At 72.8% G+C, this 15,841-nt stretch carries 13 protein-coding genes; all 13 read left to right on the forward strand.

The genetic code is table 11. From position 1 onward, the window contains the following. The first annotated feature begins 37 nt into the window (after positions 1-37). Positions 38-631 carry a bifunctional pyr operon transcriptional regulator/uracil phosphoribosyltransferase PyrR gene (gene pyrR, locus AC3CCI_RS14995; RefSeq protein ID WP_354594242.1) on the forward strand — a complete coding sequence of 198 codons (594 nt, stop codon included), beginning with the start codon at positions 38-40 and terminating at the stop codon, positions 629-631. Further along, positions 628-1,584, forward strand: coding sequence for an aspartate carbamoyltransferase catalytic subunit (locus tag AC3CCI_RS15000; protein ID WP_488627663.1), 957 nt, complete (start codon positions 628-630; stop codon positions 1,582-1,584). Before pyrR ends, AC3CCI_RS15000 begins: the two co-directional genes overlap by 4 nt. Further along, on the forward strand, positions 1,581-2,951 hold the full coding sequence (locus tag AC3CCI_RS15005) for a dihydroorotase (RefSeq protein ID WP_488627664.1): 1,371 nt from the start codon (positions 1,581-1,583) through the stop codon (positions 2,949-2,951). The genes AC3CCI_RS15000 and AC3CCI_RS15005 overlap by 4 nt, the downstream gene beginning before the upstream one ends. Beyond that, positions 2,948-3,469: a PH-like domain-containing protein gene (locus AC3CCI_RS15010; RefSeq protein ID WP_354594240.1), complete on the forward strand. Its 522-nt coding sequence runs from the start codon at positions 2,948-2,950 to the stop codon at positions 3,467-3,469. Before AC3CCI_RS15005 ends, AC3CCI_RS15010 begins: the two co-directional genes overlap by 4 nt. Further along, complete coding sequence (gene carA / locus AC3CCI_RS15015) at positions 3,462-4,646, forward strand: glutamine-hydrolyzing carbamoyl-phosphate synthase small subunit (protein ID WP_354594239.1); 1,185 nt, start codon at positions 3,462-3,464, stop codon at positions 4,644-4,646. The genes AC3CCI_RS15010 and carA overlap by 8 nt, the downstream gene beginning before the upstream one ends. Continuing rightward, positions 4,646-7,921 carry a carbamoyl-phosphate synthase large subunit gene (gene carB / locus AC3CCI_RS15020; protein WP_354594238.1) on the forward strand — a complete coding sequence of 1,092 codons (3,276 nt, stop codon included), beginning with the start codon at positions 4,646-4,648 and terminating at the stop codon, positions 7,919-7,921. The genes carA and carB overlap by 1 nt, the downstream gene beginning before the upstream one ends. Next, positions 7,918-8,772, forward strand: coding sequence for an orotidine-5'-phosphate decarboxylase (gene pyrF, locus AC3CCI_RS15025; protein ID WP_354594237.1), 855 nt, complete (start codon positions 7,918-7,920; stop codon positions 8,770-8,772). Before carB ends, pyrF begins: the two co-directional genes overlap by 4 nt. Continuing rightward, positions 8,760-9,674, forward strand: a complete 915-nt coding sequence (gene gmk, locus AC3CCI_RS15030; protein ID WP_354594236.1) for a guanylate kinase — start codon at positions 8,760-8,762, stop codon at positions 9,672-9,674. The genes pyrF and gmk overlap by 13 nt, the downstream gene beginning before the upstream one ends. Before the next feature lie 77 nt (positions 9,675-9,751). Further along, positions 9,752-10,018 (forward strand): DNA-directed RNA polymerase subunit omega, encoded by a 267-nt coding sequence (rpoZ, locus tag AC3CCI_RS15035; RefSeq protein WP_043592764.1) that lies wholly within the window; start codon positions 9,752-9,754, stop codon positions 10,016-10,018. A gap of 167 nt (positions 10,019-10,185) precedes the next feature. Continuing rightward, the gene (gene metK / locus AC3CCI_RS15040) at positions 10,186-11,367 is read left to right on the forward strand and encodes a methionine adenosyltransferase (protein WP_354594334.1); all 1,182 of its coding nucleotides are present in this window, start codon (positions 10,186-10,188) and stop codon (positions 11,365-11,367) included. Between the two features lie 2 nt (positions 11,368-11,369). Next, positions 11,370-13,454, forward strand: coding sequence for a primosomal protein N' family DNA-binding protein (locus AC3CCI_RS15045; protein WP_488627665.1), 2,085 nt, complete (start codon positions 11,370-11,372; stop codon positions 13,452-13,454). A gap of 14 nt (positions 13,455-13,468) precedes the next feature. Beyond that, on the forward strand, positions 13,469-14,470 hold the full coding sequence (gene fmt / locus AC3CCI_RS15050) for a methionyl-tRNA formyltransferase (protein WP_488627666.1): 1,002 nt from the start codon (positions 13,469-13,471) through the stop codon (positions 14,468-14,470). Next, entirely contained in the window at positions 14,467-15,837 is a 1,371-nt protein-coding gene (locus tag AC3CCI_RS15055) for an RsmB/NOP family class I SAM-dependent RNA methyltransferase (RefSeq protein WP_488627667.1), read from the forward strand. The genes fmt and AC3CCI_RS15055 overlap by 4 nt, the downstream gene beginning before the upstream one ends. Positions 15,838-15,841: the final 4 nt, after the last annotated feature.

The raw sequence follows: 15,841 nt of genomic DNA on the forward strand, positions 1-15,841 counted from the left end.
TTAAGTTCCGTCCCGAGAGGCGGGGAAGGAGGTCCGATTGAGCACCCGCACCGTGCTGAGTCAGGCTGACATCGCGCGTGCCCTCACGCGCATCTCGCACGAGATCCTCGAGTCCAACAGGGGTGCCGACGACCTCGTCGTCCTGGGCATCCCGACCCGGGGCGTGGTCCTGGCGGACCGTCTCGCCCGGACCCTGTCGAGCATCTCGGGCGGTCCCGTGCCCGTCGGCTCGGTCGACGTCACGATGTACCGCGACGACCTGCGGCGCCAGCCCACCCGCTCGCCCCGGCCGACCTCGGTGCCCTCCGGCGGCATCGACGGCAAGACCGTCGTCCTCGTCGACGACGTCCTGTACTCGGGGCGCACGATCCGGGCCGCCCTCGACGCCCTCAGCTCGATCGGTCGCCCTCGCGCCGTTCGTCTGGCCGTCCTGGTCGACCGCGGCCACCGCGAGCTGCCCATCCGCGCCGACTTCGTGGGCAAGAACCTGCCGACCTCGACGGTCGAGCGCATCTTCGTCCGCCTGCACGGCGTCGACGACGACGAACTCGTCGCCATCGACGACGGAGCGGGCACAGGAGGCGCGGGTGCCGACCCGGCGCCCGTCACCACCCCGGGGGCTCACCGATGAGGCACCTGCTCAGCACCGCCGACCTCTCGCGCGACGACGCCATCCGCGTGCTCGACGTGGCCGAGGACATGGCGGACGTCGCCACGCGCGAGGTCCGGAAGCTCCCCACCCTCCGGGGCATCACGGTGGTGAACCTCTTCTACGAGGACAGCACGCGGACCCGCATCTCGTTCGAGGCCGCCGCGAAGAGGCTCAGCGCGGACGTCATCAACTTCGCCGCCAAGGGCTCGAGCGTCTCGAAGGGCGAGTCGCTCAAGGACACGGCGCAGACCCTGGCGGCCATGGGTGCGGACGGCATCGTGATCAGGCACCCCTCCAGCGGAGCCCCCCGGGTGCTGGCCGACAGCGGTTGGGTCGACGCCGGCATCGTCAACGCCGGCGACGGGACGCACGAGCACCCCACCCAGGCCCTGCTCGACGCGTTCACCATCCGCCGCCGCGTGCACGGGGCCGGCAGCCGGGGACGCGACCTCGACGGCGTCGAGGTCATGATCGTCGGCGACATCCTGCACTCACGGGTCGCCCGGTCGAACGCGTGGTTGCTCCGGACGCTCGGCGCGCACGTGACGGTGGTCGCGCCTCCCACGCTCGTCCCGGTCGACGTCAGCCGGTTCGGCGCCGCCGTCCGGTACGACCTCGACGAGGCCCTCACCGAGGTCCGACCCGACGTCGTCATGATGCTGCGCATCCAGCAAGAGCGCATGAACGACGCGTTCTTCCCCAACCCGCGCGAGTACGCCCGGTCGTGGGGGCTCGGCGCGGCTCGGTTCCGGTCGTTGCCCGAGACCACCCTCGTCATGCATCCGGGCCCGATGAACCGTGGCCTCGAGATCAGCGACGAGGCCGCCGACTCGCCGCGCTCGACCGTCCGCGAGCAGGTCACGAACGGCGTCGCCGTCCGCATGGCCGTGCTCTACCTCACCCTCGCCGGCGACCGGGAGGACGCATCGTGACCACCACCCATCTCATCCGGGGCGCCGAGACCGTCGACGGGGCCCGCACCGACGTCGTCGTCCGCGACGGGGTCGTCATCGAGCTCGGCCGCGGCCTCAGCGCGGCCGGCGCGACGGTGACCGACGCCGACGGCCTGCTCCTGCTGCCCGGCCTCGTCGACCTCCACACCCACCTGCGCGAACCCGGGGGCGAGGGCAGCGAGACCGTGCTGACCGGGTCCCGGGCAGCCGCGGCCGGTGGCTACACCGCCGTCAACGCGATGGCCAACTCGTCGCCGGTCGCCGACACGGCCGGCGTGGTCGAACAGGTGCAGGCCCTCGGAGAGCGCGCGGGCTTCGTGACCGTCCGCCCCGTCGGTGCGGTCAGCCAGGGGCTCGCCGGCACCCACCTCTCCGAGATCGGGGCGATGGCCCGCTCGCGCGCCGCCGTCCGGGTCTTCTCCGACGACGGGTCCTGCGTCGCGGACCCGCTGCTGATGCGTCGGGCGCTGGAGTACATCAAGGGGTTCGGGGGAGTCCTCGCCCAGCACGCCCAGGAGCCCAGGCTCACCGAGGGCGCCCAGATGAACGAGGGAGCCCTGTCGGCCGAGCTCGGCCTGGGCGGTTGGCCCGCGGTCGCCGAAGAGGCCATCATCGCCCGCGACGTGCTCCTCGCGGACCACGTCGGCGCCCGCCTGCACGTCTGCCACGTGTCGACCGCCGGCAGCGTCGAGGTGATCCGGTGGGCGAAGTCGCGCGGCATCGAGGTGACCGCCGAGGTCACGCCGCACCACCTCCTGCTCACCGAAGACCTCGTGTCGGGCTACGACTCGCGGTACAAGGTCAACCCGCCCCTCCGCCGCGCCGAGGACGTCGAGGCCCTGCGTGCCGCCCTGGCGGACGGCACGATCGACATCGTCGCCACGGACCACGCCCCGCACACGTCCGAGGCCAAGTGCTGCGAGTGGGACGCCGCCGCCAACGGCATGGTGGGGCTCGAGTCGGCCCTGTCGGTCGTGCACCACACCATGGTCGAGACGGGGGCGATCGGCTGGGCCGACGTGGCCCGGGTGATGTCCGTCGCGCCGGCCGCCATCGGGCAGGTCGCCGGCCACGGGCGCCCCCTGGCCGTGGGGGAACCCGCCGAGCTCACGCTCTACGATCGTGAGGTGACCCGCACGTTCTCCACCGAGCACCTCGCGGGCAAGAGCCGCAACTCGCCCTACCTCGGGCGGGTCCTGCCCGGCCGGGTCCGCGCCACCTTCCACCAGGGCTACGCGACCGTGGTCGACGGCGACGTCGTCGACAGCGACGTGGTCGCGCACGCGGCCCGACTGGTCGACACCGCCGCGGCCCTCGCCGGCGCCGAGGGGGCGACCGCCCGGTGAGCCAGTGGATCATCGCCGCGCTCATCCTCGTCGGCGTCGGGCTGCTGATCGGGCTGATGGCCCGGTCCTGGCGGGCTCGCGGGCGTCGACAGTCCGACATCCCCGCACCCGACGGGGCGCCCGACGACCTGTCCGACCCGGTCGTCGCGGTCGACGCGTTCTACGTGGCGACCTCGCGGGGCGGCGACCCGCTCGACCGCGTGGTCGTGCACGGCCTCGGCTTCCGCGGTCGGGCCATCGTGTCCGTCCACGCCGAGGGCGTGCGCCTCGAGATCGCGGGCGAACCGCCCGTGCTGATCCGCGCCTCCTCGTTGCGGGGGGTCGACCGCGCCACCTGGACCATCGACCGTGTCGTCGAGCGCGACGGCCTCGTGCTCGTCGGCTGGCGCCTCGGCGACGCCGACCTCGACACCTACCTGCGCATCCCCGACGACCCCGCGCCCGTCGTCGACGCGATCCGCCCCCTCGTCCCCACGGCCCCCGGGGCCGGCACCACCAAGGAGAAGACCATTGACTGACGCCTCCACCACCGACAGGGCCGTGCTGGTCCTCGCCGACGGCACCCGGTACGTCGGCCGCGCCTACGGCGCCGTCGGCCGCACCCTCGGCGAGGTCGTCTTCGCGACCGGCATGACCGGCTACCAGGAGACCCTCACCGACCCCTCGTACGCCGGCCAGATCGTCGTCATGACGGCACCGCACATCGGCAACACGGGTGTGAACGACGCCGACCCCGAGTCACGCCGCATCTGGGTCGCCGGCTACGTCGTGCGGGACGCCAGCCGCGTGGTCTCGAACCACCGGGCGCAGGGCAGCCTCGACGACCAGCTCGTCGCCGACGGGATCGTCGGCATCCGCGGCATCGACACGCGTGCCGTGACGCGCCGCCTGCGCGACGTCGGCTCGATGAAGGGCGGCGTCTTCAGCGGCCCCGACGCCGAACTCGACCCGGCCGAGCAGCTCGCGCTCGTCACCGCGGGTGCCGACATGCGCGGCCTCAACCTCTCGAGCCAGGTGTCGACGGTCGAGCCGTACGTGGTGCCCGCCGAGGGCGACCGCGTCGGTTCGGTCGCCGTCCTCGACCTGGGCGTCAAGACCTCGACCCTGCGGTACCTCGCGCAGCGCGGCTTCGAGGTGCACGTGTTGCCGCAGTCGACCACGCTCGACGACCTGCGCGCCCTCTCGCCGGACGCGCTCTTCTACTCGAACGGCCCCGGCGACCCGGCCGCGAGCGACTCGCAGGTCGAGCTGCTGCAGGGCGCCCTGCGCGACGGCCTGCCGTACTTCGGCATCTGCTTCGGCAACCAGCTGTTCGGCCGCGCGCTCGGCTTCGGCACCTACAAGCTGCCTTTCGGCCACCGCGGCATCAACCAGCCGGTCCTCGACAAGACGACGAACAAGGTCGAGATCACGAGCCAGAACCACGGCTTCGCGGTCGACGCGCCGATCGAGGGCGTCCTCGAGTCACCGGCCGGCTTCGGCCGCGTCGAGGTCAGCCACTACAGCCTCAACGACCAGGTCGTCGAGGGCCTGCGGGCGCTCGACATCCCGGCGTTCTCGGTCCAGTACCACCCCGAGGCAGCCGCCGGACCCCACGACAGCAACCACCTCTTCGACCGCTTCCGCGAGGCGGTCGTCGCCCGGAAGGACGGCCAGGCCGTCGACTTCGGCTCCGACATCGAAAGCAGCAACTGATGCCCAAGCGCGCTGACATCAACTCCGTCCTCGTGATCGGCTCCGGTCCGATCGTCATCGGCCAGGCGGCCGAGTTCGACTACTCGGGCACCCAGGCCTGCCGCGTGCTGCGCGACGAGGGGGTGCGCGTGATCCTCGTGAACCCCAACCCGGCGACGATCATGACCGACCCCGACTTCGCCGACGCCACCTACATCGAGCCCATCACGTCCGAGGTGCTCGAGGCGATCATCGTCAAGGAGCGTCCCGACGCCATCCTGCCGACCCTGGGCGGGCAGACGGCCCTGAACGCCGCCATCGCCCTCGACGAGGAAGGCATCCTCGCCAAGCACGGCGTCGAGCTGATCGGAGCCAAGGTCGAGGCCATCCAGAAGGGCGAGGACCGCCAGCTCTTCAAGAAGCTCGTCCTCGAGTCCGGTGCCGACGTCGCGAAGTCGTACATCGCGACGACCGTCGACCAGGCCGTCGAGTACGCGGAGGACCTGGGCTACCCCCTCGTCATCCGCCCCTCCTTCACGATGGGCGGGCTGGGCTCCGGCTTCGCGTACACCCGCGACGAACTCGTGCGCATGGTCACCGACGGGCTGCACCAGAGCCCGACGACCGAGGTGCTGCTGGAAGAGAGCATCCTCGGCTGGAAGGAGTACGAGCTCGAGATGATGCGCGACACGGCCGACAACACGGTCGTCGTCTGCTCGATCGAGAACGTCGACCCGGTCGGCGTGCACACCGGCGACTCGATCACCGTCGCCCCCGCCCTGACGCTGACCGACCGCGAGTACCAGAACCTGCGCGACATCAGCATCGACATCATCCGTCGCGTGGGCGTCGACACCGGCGGCTGCAACATCCAGTTCGCGGTCGACCCGGCGGACGGCCGCGTGATCGTCATCGAGATGAACCCCCGCGTCTCGCGCTCCAGCGCCCTGGCGTCGAAGGCGACCGGCTTCCCGATCGCGAAGATCGCCGCGAAGCTGGCCCTCGGCTACCGTCTCGACGAGATCCCGAACGACATCACCGGGGTGACCCCCGCCTCCTTCGAGCCCACGCTCGACTACGTCGTGGTCAAGGTGCCCCGCTTCGCCTTCGAGAAGTTCCCGGCAGCCGACACGACGCTCACCACGACCATGAAGAGCGTCGGCGAGGCCATGGCCCTCGGACGCAACTTCACCCAGGCGCTGCAGAAGGCGCTGCGCTCCCTCGAGAAGCGCGGTTCGAGCTTCCACTGGCAGGGCGAGCCCGGCGACCGGGAGGCGCTGCTCGCCTCGTCGGCGACGCCCACCGACGGTCGCATCGTCACCGTCCAGCAGGCCCTGCGGGCCGGCGCGACCGCCGAGCAGGTCTTCGACGCCACGAAGATCGACCCGTGGTTCATCGACCAGGTCGTGCTGGTCAACGAGGTCGCCGAGCAGGTCGCGGCGGCCGCCGAGCTCGACGTGGACACCCTCGTGCTGGCGAAGGACCACGGCTTCAGCGACGACCAGATCGGGCAGTTGCGGGGTCTCTCCGAACAGCAGGTGCGCGACCACCGCCACGCCCTCGACGTGCGTCCCGTCTTCAAGACCGTCGACACCTGCGCGGGGGAGTTCCCCGCCCTGACCCCGTACCACTACTCGAGCTACGACACCGAGACCGAGGTCGTCGCGAGCGACCGGCGCAAGGTGATCATCCTCGGCTCGGGGCCCAACCGCATCGGCCAGGGCGTCGAGTTCGACTACTCGTGCGTGCACGCCAGCTTCGCGCTGAGCGACGCGGGCTTCGAGACGATCATGATCAACTGCAACCCCGAGACCGTCTCGACCGACTACGACACGAGCGACCGGCTGTACTTCGAGCCGCTGACGCTCGAGGACGTCCTGGAGGTCGTCCACGCCGAGAGCGCAGGGGGCGAGCTCGTCGGAGTCGTGGTGCAGCTCGGCGGCCAGACGGCCCTCGGCCTGTCGAAGGGCCTCGAGGCCGCGGGCGTGCCGATCCTCGGCACGACGCCCGACGCGATCGACTCGGCCGAGGAGCGCGGGCTCTTCCAGGGCATCCTCGACGCGGCCGGCCTGCTCGCGCCGCGCAACGGCACGGCGACCGACTACGACAGCGCCGTCGCCGTGGCGGAGGAGATCGGCTACCCCGTGCTCGTGCGTCCGTCGTACGTCCTCGGCGGCCGCGGCATGGAGATCGTCTACGACAGCCCGTCGTTGGCGGACTACTTCGAGCGGGTCGCGGACCAGGCCATCATCGGTCCGGAAGCCCCCCTGCTCGTGGACCGCTTCCTGGACGACGCCGTCGAGATCGACGTCGACGCGCTCTACGACGGCACCGAGCTCTACGTGGGCGGCATCATGGAGCACATCGAGGAGGCCGGCATCCACTCGGGCGACTCGAGCTGCACCCTGCCTCCGGTCACCCTCGGCAAGGGCGAGATCGACCGCGTCCGCGACGCCACGCTCGCCATCGCGCAGGGCATCGGAGTGTCCGGCCTGCTCAACGTCCAGTTCGCCATCGCGGCCGGCGTGCTCTACGTCATCGAGGCCAACCCCCGGGCGAGCCGCACGGTCCCCTTCGTCTCGAAGGCCCTCGGCATCCCCCTGGCCAAGGCCGCCTCGCTCGTCATGGTCGGCCGCAGCGTGCGCGAGCTCGTCGACGGTGGTCTGTTGCCCGCCCAGGACGGCTCGGACGTGCCGCTCGACTCGCCGATCTCGGTGAAGGAGGCCGTGCTGCCCTTCAAGCGCTTCCGCACGAAAGAAGGGCAGGTCGTCGACAGCGTCCTCAGCCCCGAGATGCGCTCGACGGGCGAGGTCATGGGCATCGACCGCGACTTCCCCCGGGCCTTCGCCAAGAGCCAGACCGCCGCGTACGGCGGACTGCCGACCTCGGGCACGGTCTTCGTGAGCGTCGCCGATCGTGACAAGCGCGCGATCGTCCTGCCGGTGTTGCGCCTGCAACAGCTCGGGTTCCGCATCCTGGCGACCGAGGGGACCGCCACGGTCCTCGTCCGCAACGGCATCCACGCCGACACCGTCGACAAGTTCAGCGCCGGGGGCCACTCGGTCGTCGACCTGATCAACGCCGACGAGGTCGACATCGTGATCAACACCCCGAGCGGGTCCACTGCCCGGGCCGACGGCTACGAGATCCGCGCGGCGACCGTCGCGGCCGACAAGGCGCTCTTCACGACCATCGCCCAGCTCGGCGCGGCCGTGGCGTCCATCGAGGCCGTGCAGAGCGACCTCGAGGTGACGAGCCTGCAGGACTACGGTCTCGCCCGGGCGGCCCGACGGTGAGCTCGTCGTTCGGCGACCGGCTCGCGGCGGCCTTCGCCGCGACCGGTCCGCTGTGCGTCGGCATCGACCCCCACCCCTACCTGCTCGAGCAGTGGGGACTTCCCGCCGGTGCCGCGGGCGTGCGCGAGTTCGGCCTGCGGGTGGTCGACGGCGTCGCGGGTTCGGCGTCGATCGTCAAGCCGCAGGTGGCGTTCTTCGAGCGGTGGGGCTCGGCCGGCTTCGCCGCCCTCGAGGACGTCCTCGCCGCGGGACGCGATCGGGGACTGCTGCAGATCGGTGACGCCAAGCGGGGTGACATCGGCACGACCATGGACGCCTACGGCGACGCGTGGTTCGACCGCTCGTCGCCCTTGCGGGTCGACGCGCTGACCGTCTCCCCCTACCTCGGCTTCGACTCGATGGCCGGGTTGGTCGGTCGTGCACGCGCCGTCGACGCGGGCGTCTTCGTCCTGGCCGCGACGTCGAACGTCGAGGCGCTGACGACCCAGACGGCCGTCCGGACGGACGACCACGGCGCGGAGGGCACCGTCGCGAGCGGTATCGTCGACGACGTGCTCCATGACAACCAGACGGCGGGCGACGCCCCGTTCGGCAGCGTCGGCCTCGTGCTCGGCGCCACCGTCGACCTCGACGACTACGGCATCGACGCGGCCCGGCTGACGACGACGCCCGTCCTCGCCCCGGGCTTCGGGCACCAGGGCGCTTCGTACGCCGACCTGCCCCGCCTGTTCGGTGCCGCTGCGGGTGCCGTGCTCGTCTCCGCCTCGCGGGCGCTCCTCTCGGCGGGTCCCGCCGGGTTCGCCGAGGCCGTCCGTCGTGACGCCGACGAGGTGCGCTCGTGCCTCGTCTGACGCCTCCTCCGGTCGACCGGGCCGCCGCCGCCCGGGCCGCCGTGGCCGCCCGGCGCGGACGCGCGACGGTCAAGAACGCCGTCGCCTCGCGCAGCCGGAGCGCCCTCGACGTCGCCGAGACGGCCTGGGCCGGCGAGCCCACGAGCGCCGAGGGATCGCTGCGGGTCCGCGAGCTGCTGACGAGCATCCCGGGCATCGGACCGACCCGGGTCGCCCGGATCATGACCGAGCTCGGCATTGCCGAGTCCAAGCGCGTCGGCGGGCTCGGCGTCCGCCAACGGCGCATCCTCGGCGACTGGCTGGCCGCCCGCGAGGCCAAGGGGCGCCTCCGGTCCCGGCTCGTCGTGCTCGCCGGCCCCACGGCCGTCGGCAAGGGCACGGTCTCGACCTACATCCGCGAGAACTACCCCGACGTCCACCTCAGCGTCTCCGCGACGACGCGCGCCCCGCGACCGGGCGAGGTCGACGGCGTCCACTACTACTTCGTCGACGACGCCGAGTTCGACCGGATGATCCGCGACCGCGAGCTGCTCGAGTACGCCACCGTCCACAACTCGTACCGGTACGGCACCCCCCGTCCCCCCTTGGACGCCGCCCTGAACGAGGGCCGCAGCGTGCTGCTCGAGATCGACCTGCAGGGTGCCCGGCTCGTCCGCGCCGCGATGCCCGAGGCCGTGCTGGTCTTCCTGCTGCCCCCGACCTGGGACGAACTCGTCCGGCGCCTCATCGGCCGGGGCACCGAGGACGCCGCCGAGCAGCAGCGCCGTCTCGAGACGGCGAAGGTCGAGCTGGCCGCCCAGGACGAGTTCGACGCGCGTGTCGTGAACCACGACGTGGCCGAAGCGGCCCGCGAGGTCGTAGAATTGATGACTGCGCCCGAACCGGGCCGCACCCGCGCGTGAACCGCGCCCCGATCTCGGTGCCCACGCTCGTCTCGAGCGGTGCCGGCACCCACCCCCATCGACACGAGGAGCAACCAATGGCCGACAAGAACCAGGGCATCATCGATCCGCCCATCGACGAGCTGCTGTCGAAGGTCGAGTCGAAGTACGCACTCGTCATCTTCGCCTCGAAGCGCGCGCGTCAGATCAACGACTACTATGCCGACCTGCACGAGGGCAGCCTGTTCGACAACGTCGGCCCGCTGGTCGACAGCTCGATCGACGACAAGCCGCTCTCTGTGGCCATGCACGAGATCAACGAGGACAAGCTCGAGGTGAAGCCGCTCGCCGCTCCCGCCGAGTAGCGCGGCGAGACGACCGGCCACCGTGACGGTGGTCGGTCCTATCATCTGACGAGGCCCCCGGGAGTCCATCCCGTGGGGCCTCATCGCGTCCCCACCCCCGTACGACCCAGAGGAACACCGTGACCCTGACCGACACGACCGACCAGACCACGACGACACCGGCCTCCCTGCGACTGTTCACGTCCGAGTCGGTCACCGAGGGCCACCCCGACAAGATCTGCGACCAGATCTCGGACGGCATCCTCGACGCGTTGCTCGCCGTCGACCCCGCCAGTCGGGTCGCGGTCGAGACGATGGTCACCACGGGGCTCGTGCACGTCGCCGGCGAGGTCACCACCAAGGGCTACGTCGACATCCCCACGATCGTGCGCGACCTCATCGTGGGCATCGGCTACGACTCGTCGGCCGTGAGCTTCGACGGTCGCACCTGCGGCGTCGAGGTGTCGATCGGGTCGCAGTCTCCCGACATCGCCCAGGGCGTCGACACGGCACTCGAGGCGCGCGGTGGCGACGACGACCTGCTGAACCGCCAGGGCGCCGGCGACCAGGGCATCATGTTCGGCTACGCCACGAACGAGACGCCCCAGTTCATGCCCCTCCCGGTCTGGCTCGCCCACCGGTTGGCGGAGCGCCTGGCGGCCGTGCGCAAGTCGGGCACCCTCACCTACCTGCGCCCCGACGGCAAGACCCAGGTCACGGTGGGCTACGACGGCGTCGTGCCCAAGACGGTCGACACCGTCGTGCTGTCGACCCAGCACTCGCCCGAGGTCTCGAGCGAGCAGCTCGAGTCCGACGTCGTCGAGCACGTCATCCGCCCCGTCCTCGACGAGGCGGGCCTGTCGTCGGTCGACACCCGGTTCATCATCAACCCCACGGGTCGCTTCGAGATCGGCGGCCCGCAGGGCGACGCCGGCCTGACCGGCCGCAAGATCATCGTCGACACCTACGGCGGCGCGAGCCGACACGGCGGTGGCGCCTTCTCGGGCAAGGACCCCTCGAAGGTCGACCGATCGGCCGCGTACGCCATGCGGTGGGTCGCCAAGAACGCCGTGGCCGCGGGCCTCGCCGACCGCCTCGAACTGCAGGTGGCCTACGCGATCGGCCGGGCGGCCCCCGTCGGCCTGTACGTCGAGACCTTCGGCACCGGCCACGTGGGTGACGACGTCATCACCGAGGCCATCCGCTCGGTCTTCGACCTCCGCCCGGCCGCGATCATCCGCGACCTCGACCTCCTGCGGCCGATCTACGCCGCGACGTCGACCTACGGCCACTTCGGTCGCGACCTGCCCGACTTCACCTGGGAGGCGCTCGACCGCGTCGACGCCCTCCGGGCCGCCGCCGGGCTCTGACCGTGCCGGCGGTCGCCGACACGCCCCTCGAGGGCGACCCGCGCGTCGTCCGGGTGATGGTCGAGTCGCCCCTGCCGCAACTCGACCGGTTGTTCGACTACTCCGTTCCCGAGCGCCTCCGCGAGCAGGTCGCGCCGGGCATCCGGGTCAGGGTGCCGCTGCGCTCGGCCGGTCGCATCGCCGACGGGTTCGTCGTCGAGGTCACGTCGTCCTCCGAGCACGGCGGCGACCTGAGCGAGATCGACGACGTGGTGTCGACCGTCCCGGTCCTCGCGCCCGAGGTCTGGCGACTCGCGCGCGCCGTCGCCGACCGGGCCGGCGGGTCGGCCAGCGACGTGGTCCGGCTGGCCGTGCCACCGCGTCAGGTCCGGGTCGAGAAGGCCCACCTCGCCGCGGCCGCCGCACCCCGAGCGCCCGAGGCGGCGACCGGTCCGGCGCCGTCGGCCGCGGCGGCCGCCGACGCGGCCGAGGCGTCCGCCGACGCGGCCGGGCCGTCCGCTGAAGCGGCCGAGGCGTCCCCGGGGGTCGTGGGCTACCGGTCGACCGACCTCGCGGGCCTCGTCACGGCCCGCGGCCGGGCCGCGGTCGACGCCGTGCCGCTGCTCGTCGAGTTGCCCGACGGCACGTGGGTCGGGCACTGGGCCCTGACCGCGGCGCAGCTCGCCGCCGTCGCACTCGACGCCGGTGACAACGCCATCGTCGCCGTCCCCGACTACCGCGACGAGGAGCACGTCCTGCAGGCCCTCGCCGCCGTGCTCCCGTCCGACCGTGTCGTGCGCCTCGACTCCCGGCAGTCCAACGCCGACCGGTACCGGGCGCTCCTCCGCGCCCGGGGCGACGAGCCCGTCGTCGTGGTCGGCAACCGCTCGGTGCTGCTGGCGCCCTCGGCGCGACTCGGGGTCGTCGTGGTGTTCGACGACGGCGACCCGTCGTTCGGCGAGCCGTTGGCCCCGTACGTCCACGCTCGTGACACGGCGCTGCTGCGGCAGGCCCAGCAAGACAGCGCCCTGGTGTTCCTCGGTCACTCGCGCAGCACCGACGTGCAGCGCCTGGTCGAGATCGGGTTCCTGGCCGAGGTCCGCCCCGACCCGCGGTACCAGCCCCGCGTCGTGCCCACCGTCCGCCAGGCGGCGTCCGACGGTTTCGCGGCCAGGGCCCGCATCCCGTCGTCCGCCTACGGCGAGGCGAAGGCGGCGGTGGAGCACGGGCCCGTCCTCATCCAGGTCGCCTCACCGGGCTACTCGCCGCGCCTGGCCTGCGTGGACTGCGGCGACACGGCCCGCTGCCTGCGCTGCAACGGCCCCCTCCAGCAGCGGGAGCGCGGGGCGACCCCCGCCTGCGCCTGGTGCGGCGCGTTGGCCGTCTCGTGGCACTGCCGCACCTGCGAGGGCACGCGCATGCGCGCCGTCGGCACCGGCGCCTCCCGCACGGCCGACGAGCTCGGCAAGGCGTTCCCGGGCGTGCGGATCATCGTCTCGGACGGTGCCAGGGCCCTGACCCACGTCGACGACGCCCCCGCCATCGTGGTCGCCACGCGGGGCGCCGAGCCGGTGGCACCCGGCGGCTACCGTGCGGTGCTGCTGCTCGACGGCGAGCGCATGCTCGCCCGAGAGAGCCTCCGCGTCGCCGAGGACTGCCTGCGCTGGTGGGCCAACGCGACGGCCCTGGCCGCCCGCCGTGCGCCGGTCGTCCTGGTCGGCGTGGGCGGGGCCATCGCCTCGGCCCTCGCCACGTGGGAGCTCGCGCGCTTCGTGTCGGCCGAGCTCGCCGACCGCCGGGTCCTCCGGTTCCCGCCCGCCGTCCGCGTGGCCACCGTGACCGGCACGGTCGACACCGTCGCCCGCGCCCTCGACGACCTGCCCGACGAGGTCCGGGCCGAGACCCTCGGCCCCGTCGACGTCGAGTCGGCGGGGGTCCGTGCGATCGTCCGGTTCGACTACTCGCGGGGTCACGACGTGGCCCTCGCCCTCCGCTCGCAGGTGATCCGTGCGGCGACCGACCGCCGCAAGGCCCTCGGTCAGAAGCGCGCGAGAGCCGTCCCTACACTCAGAGTGCGGTTCGACGACGTCGAGCCGTTCGCCGACTGACCGCCAGGAACCCCATGCGCCTCGTCTTCGCCGGCAGCCCGACGGCTGCCGTGCCCTCGCTCACCGCCCTCGCCGCGGGCCCCCACGAGATCGTCGCCGTGCTCACCCGCGACGACACACCGCAGGGACGCAAGCGCGTCCTCACGCCGACCCCCGTCGCCGTCGAGGCCGATCGCCTCGGCCTGCCCGTGGTCAAGGCCCGGCGCCTCACGCCCGAGGTCACGGCCGAGCTGACGGCCCTCGAGCCGGACCTCGGCGTCGTCGTGGCCTACGGCGCCCTGCTGCGCGACCCCCTGCTCGGCACGCCGCGACTCGGCTGGATCAACCTGCACTTCTCGCTGCTGCCGGCCTGGCGCGGGGCGGCTCCCGTCCAACGCTCGCTCATGGCGGGCGACGAGGTGACGGGCGCGGCCGTCTTCCGGCTCGTCCCCGAGCTCGACGCCGGTGACGTCTACGACACCCTCACGCGTCCGCTCGACGGCACCGAGACGGCCGGCGACCTGCTCGACGAGCTGTCGCGCTCGGGTGCCGAGCTGCTCGTCGGCGTGGTCGACCGCCTGACGGACGGCACGGCCGAGGCGACCCCGCAGTCCGGTGCGGTCACGCTCGCCCCCAAGCTCACCCTCGCCGACGGCGACCTCGACGCCGGCCGTCCCGCCGCCGAACTGATCGACCGCTTCCGGGGGGTCACCCCCGAGCCCGGCGCCCGGGTCGACCTCGACGGCACGACCCTCAAGATCACGGAGGCGCGGGTGACGCCCGCGGGTGAGGCACCCCTCGAGGCCGGTCGCCTCGAGTCCCGGGGCCGACGCCTGCTGATGGGCACCGCCTCCTCGCCCGTCGAGCTGGTCCGCGTCCAGCCCGCCGGCAAGAAGGAGATGCCGGCGGCCGACTGGTGGCGCGGGCTGTCCGAGACGGAAGACCGCCGTGTGACCCTCCCCACCCCGCCCGGCACGACCGACGTCGACACCCGTGCCGACACCGACACCGACATCGACACGAAGAGCACCTCATGAGCCGAGTCCAGCCCGCCCGCCAGGTCGCCCTCGACGTCCTCCGGGCCGTCGAGCACGACGACGCGTACGCCAACCTGCTGCTGCCGCAACGCATCGTCCGGGCGCGTCTCGGGGCGCAGGACGCCGGGTTGGCGACCGAACTCACCTACGGCACGCTGCGCCTCCGGGGCTACTACGACCGCGTCATCGCCCTCGCCGCGCGTCGGGCGACGGACGCCATCGACCCCGCCCTGCTCGACGTGCTGCGGCTCGGCACGCACCAGCTGCTCTCGACGCGCGTGGCCGTGCACGCGGCCGTCGACGAGAGCGTCGAGCTCGCCCGCCAGGTCGGCAGCCGCTCGGGCACGGGCTTCGTCAACGGCGTCCTCCGGACCATCTCGCGGTCCACGCCCGCCGAGTGGCGCGAGCGCGTCCTGGCCGGGACGACCGGTGACGACGACCGTCTGGCGGCCGAGTGGTCGCACCCCGCCTGGGTGGTGCGGGCCTTCCGTCGGTCGCTCGCCGCCGAGGGACGCGAGGGCGAGCTCGTCGACCTGCTCTCGGCGGACAACGACGCCCCCAAGGTCAGCCTGGTGGCCCTCCCCGGGCTCGCCGAGGTGGCCGAGCTCGGTGCACCCGGCGGACGCCTGTCGCCGCTCGCGGCGACGAGCGGCGGGGGAGACCCGGCCCAGCAGACGGCCGTGCGAGAGGGTCGCGCCCGCGTCCAGGACGAGGGCTCGCAGCTCGCCGCCCTGCTGCTCAGTCGCCACCGGGCCGCCGAGCCGGGCGAACGGTGGCTCGACATGTGCGCCGGTCCCGGGGGCAAGGCCGCGCTGCTCGGTGCCGAGGCCGCCCGCGTCGGGGCCCACCTCGTCGCCAACGAGCTCGTCCCCGCCCGGGCCGGTCTCGTCCGGCAGGCCCTCGAGGCGGTCCCCGGTGACGTCGAGGTGCTCGAGGGTGACGCCACCCGGTTCGGCACCGAACGTCCCGGCGGGTTCGACCGCATCCTGCTCGACGCCCCGTGCACGGGCCTGGGCGCCCTGCGGAGGCGACCCGAGGCCCGGTGGCGCAAGCAACCCTCCGACGTCGGTCAGCTCACGGCCCTTCAGTCCCGACTGTTCGCCAGCGCCCTCGACGCACTCGCCCCCGGGGGAGTCCTCGCGTACGTCACCTGCTCGCCGCACACCGCCGAGACGCGCGGCGTGGTCGAGACGGGCCTGCGCGGCCGCGAGGCCGACCTGACGCTGCTCGACGCGACGACCGGGGTCGAGCGCATCGCCGGTCGACCCGTCGACCTGGCGTCGGCTCCGTTCGTGCAGCTCTGGCCCCACCGCCACGGCACGGACGCCATGTTCGTCGCCCTGATCGAGCGACGCGCCGGACGGTAGGCTC

Source organism: Frigoribacterium sp. CF331, assembly GCF_057787905.1.

What these genes read in the sequence shown, in the direction of transcription:
- AC3CCI_RS15000 (WP_488627663.1), top strand. Translation starts at nt 628, where the DNA reads ATGAGGCACCTGCTCAGCACCGCCGACCTCTCGCGCGACGACGCCATC.
- carB (WP_354594238.1), top strand. Translation starts at nt 4,646, where the DNA reads ATGCCCAAGCGCGCTGACATCAACTCCGTCCTCGTGATCGGCTCCGGT.
- rpoZ (WP_043592764.1), top strand. Translation starts at nt 9,752, where the DNA reads ATGGCCGACAAGAACCAGGGCATCATCGATCCGCCCATCGACGAGCTG.
- fmt (WP_488627666.1), top strand. Translation starts at nt 13,469, where the DNA reads ATGCGCCTCGTCTTCGCCGGCAGCCCGACGGCTGCCGTGCCCTCGCTC.
- AC3CCI_RS15055 (WP_488627667.1), top strand. Translation starts at nt 14,467, where the DNA reads ATGAGCCGAGTCCAGCCCGCCCGCCAGGTCGCCCTCGACGTCCTCCGG.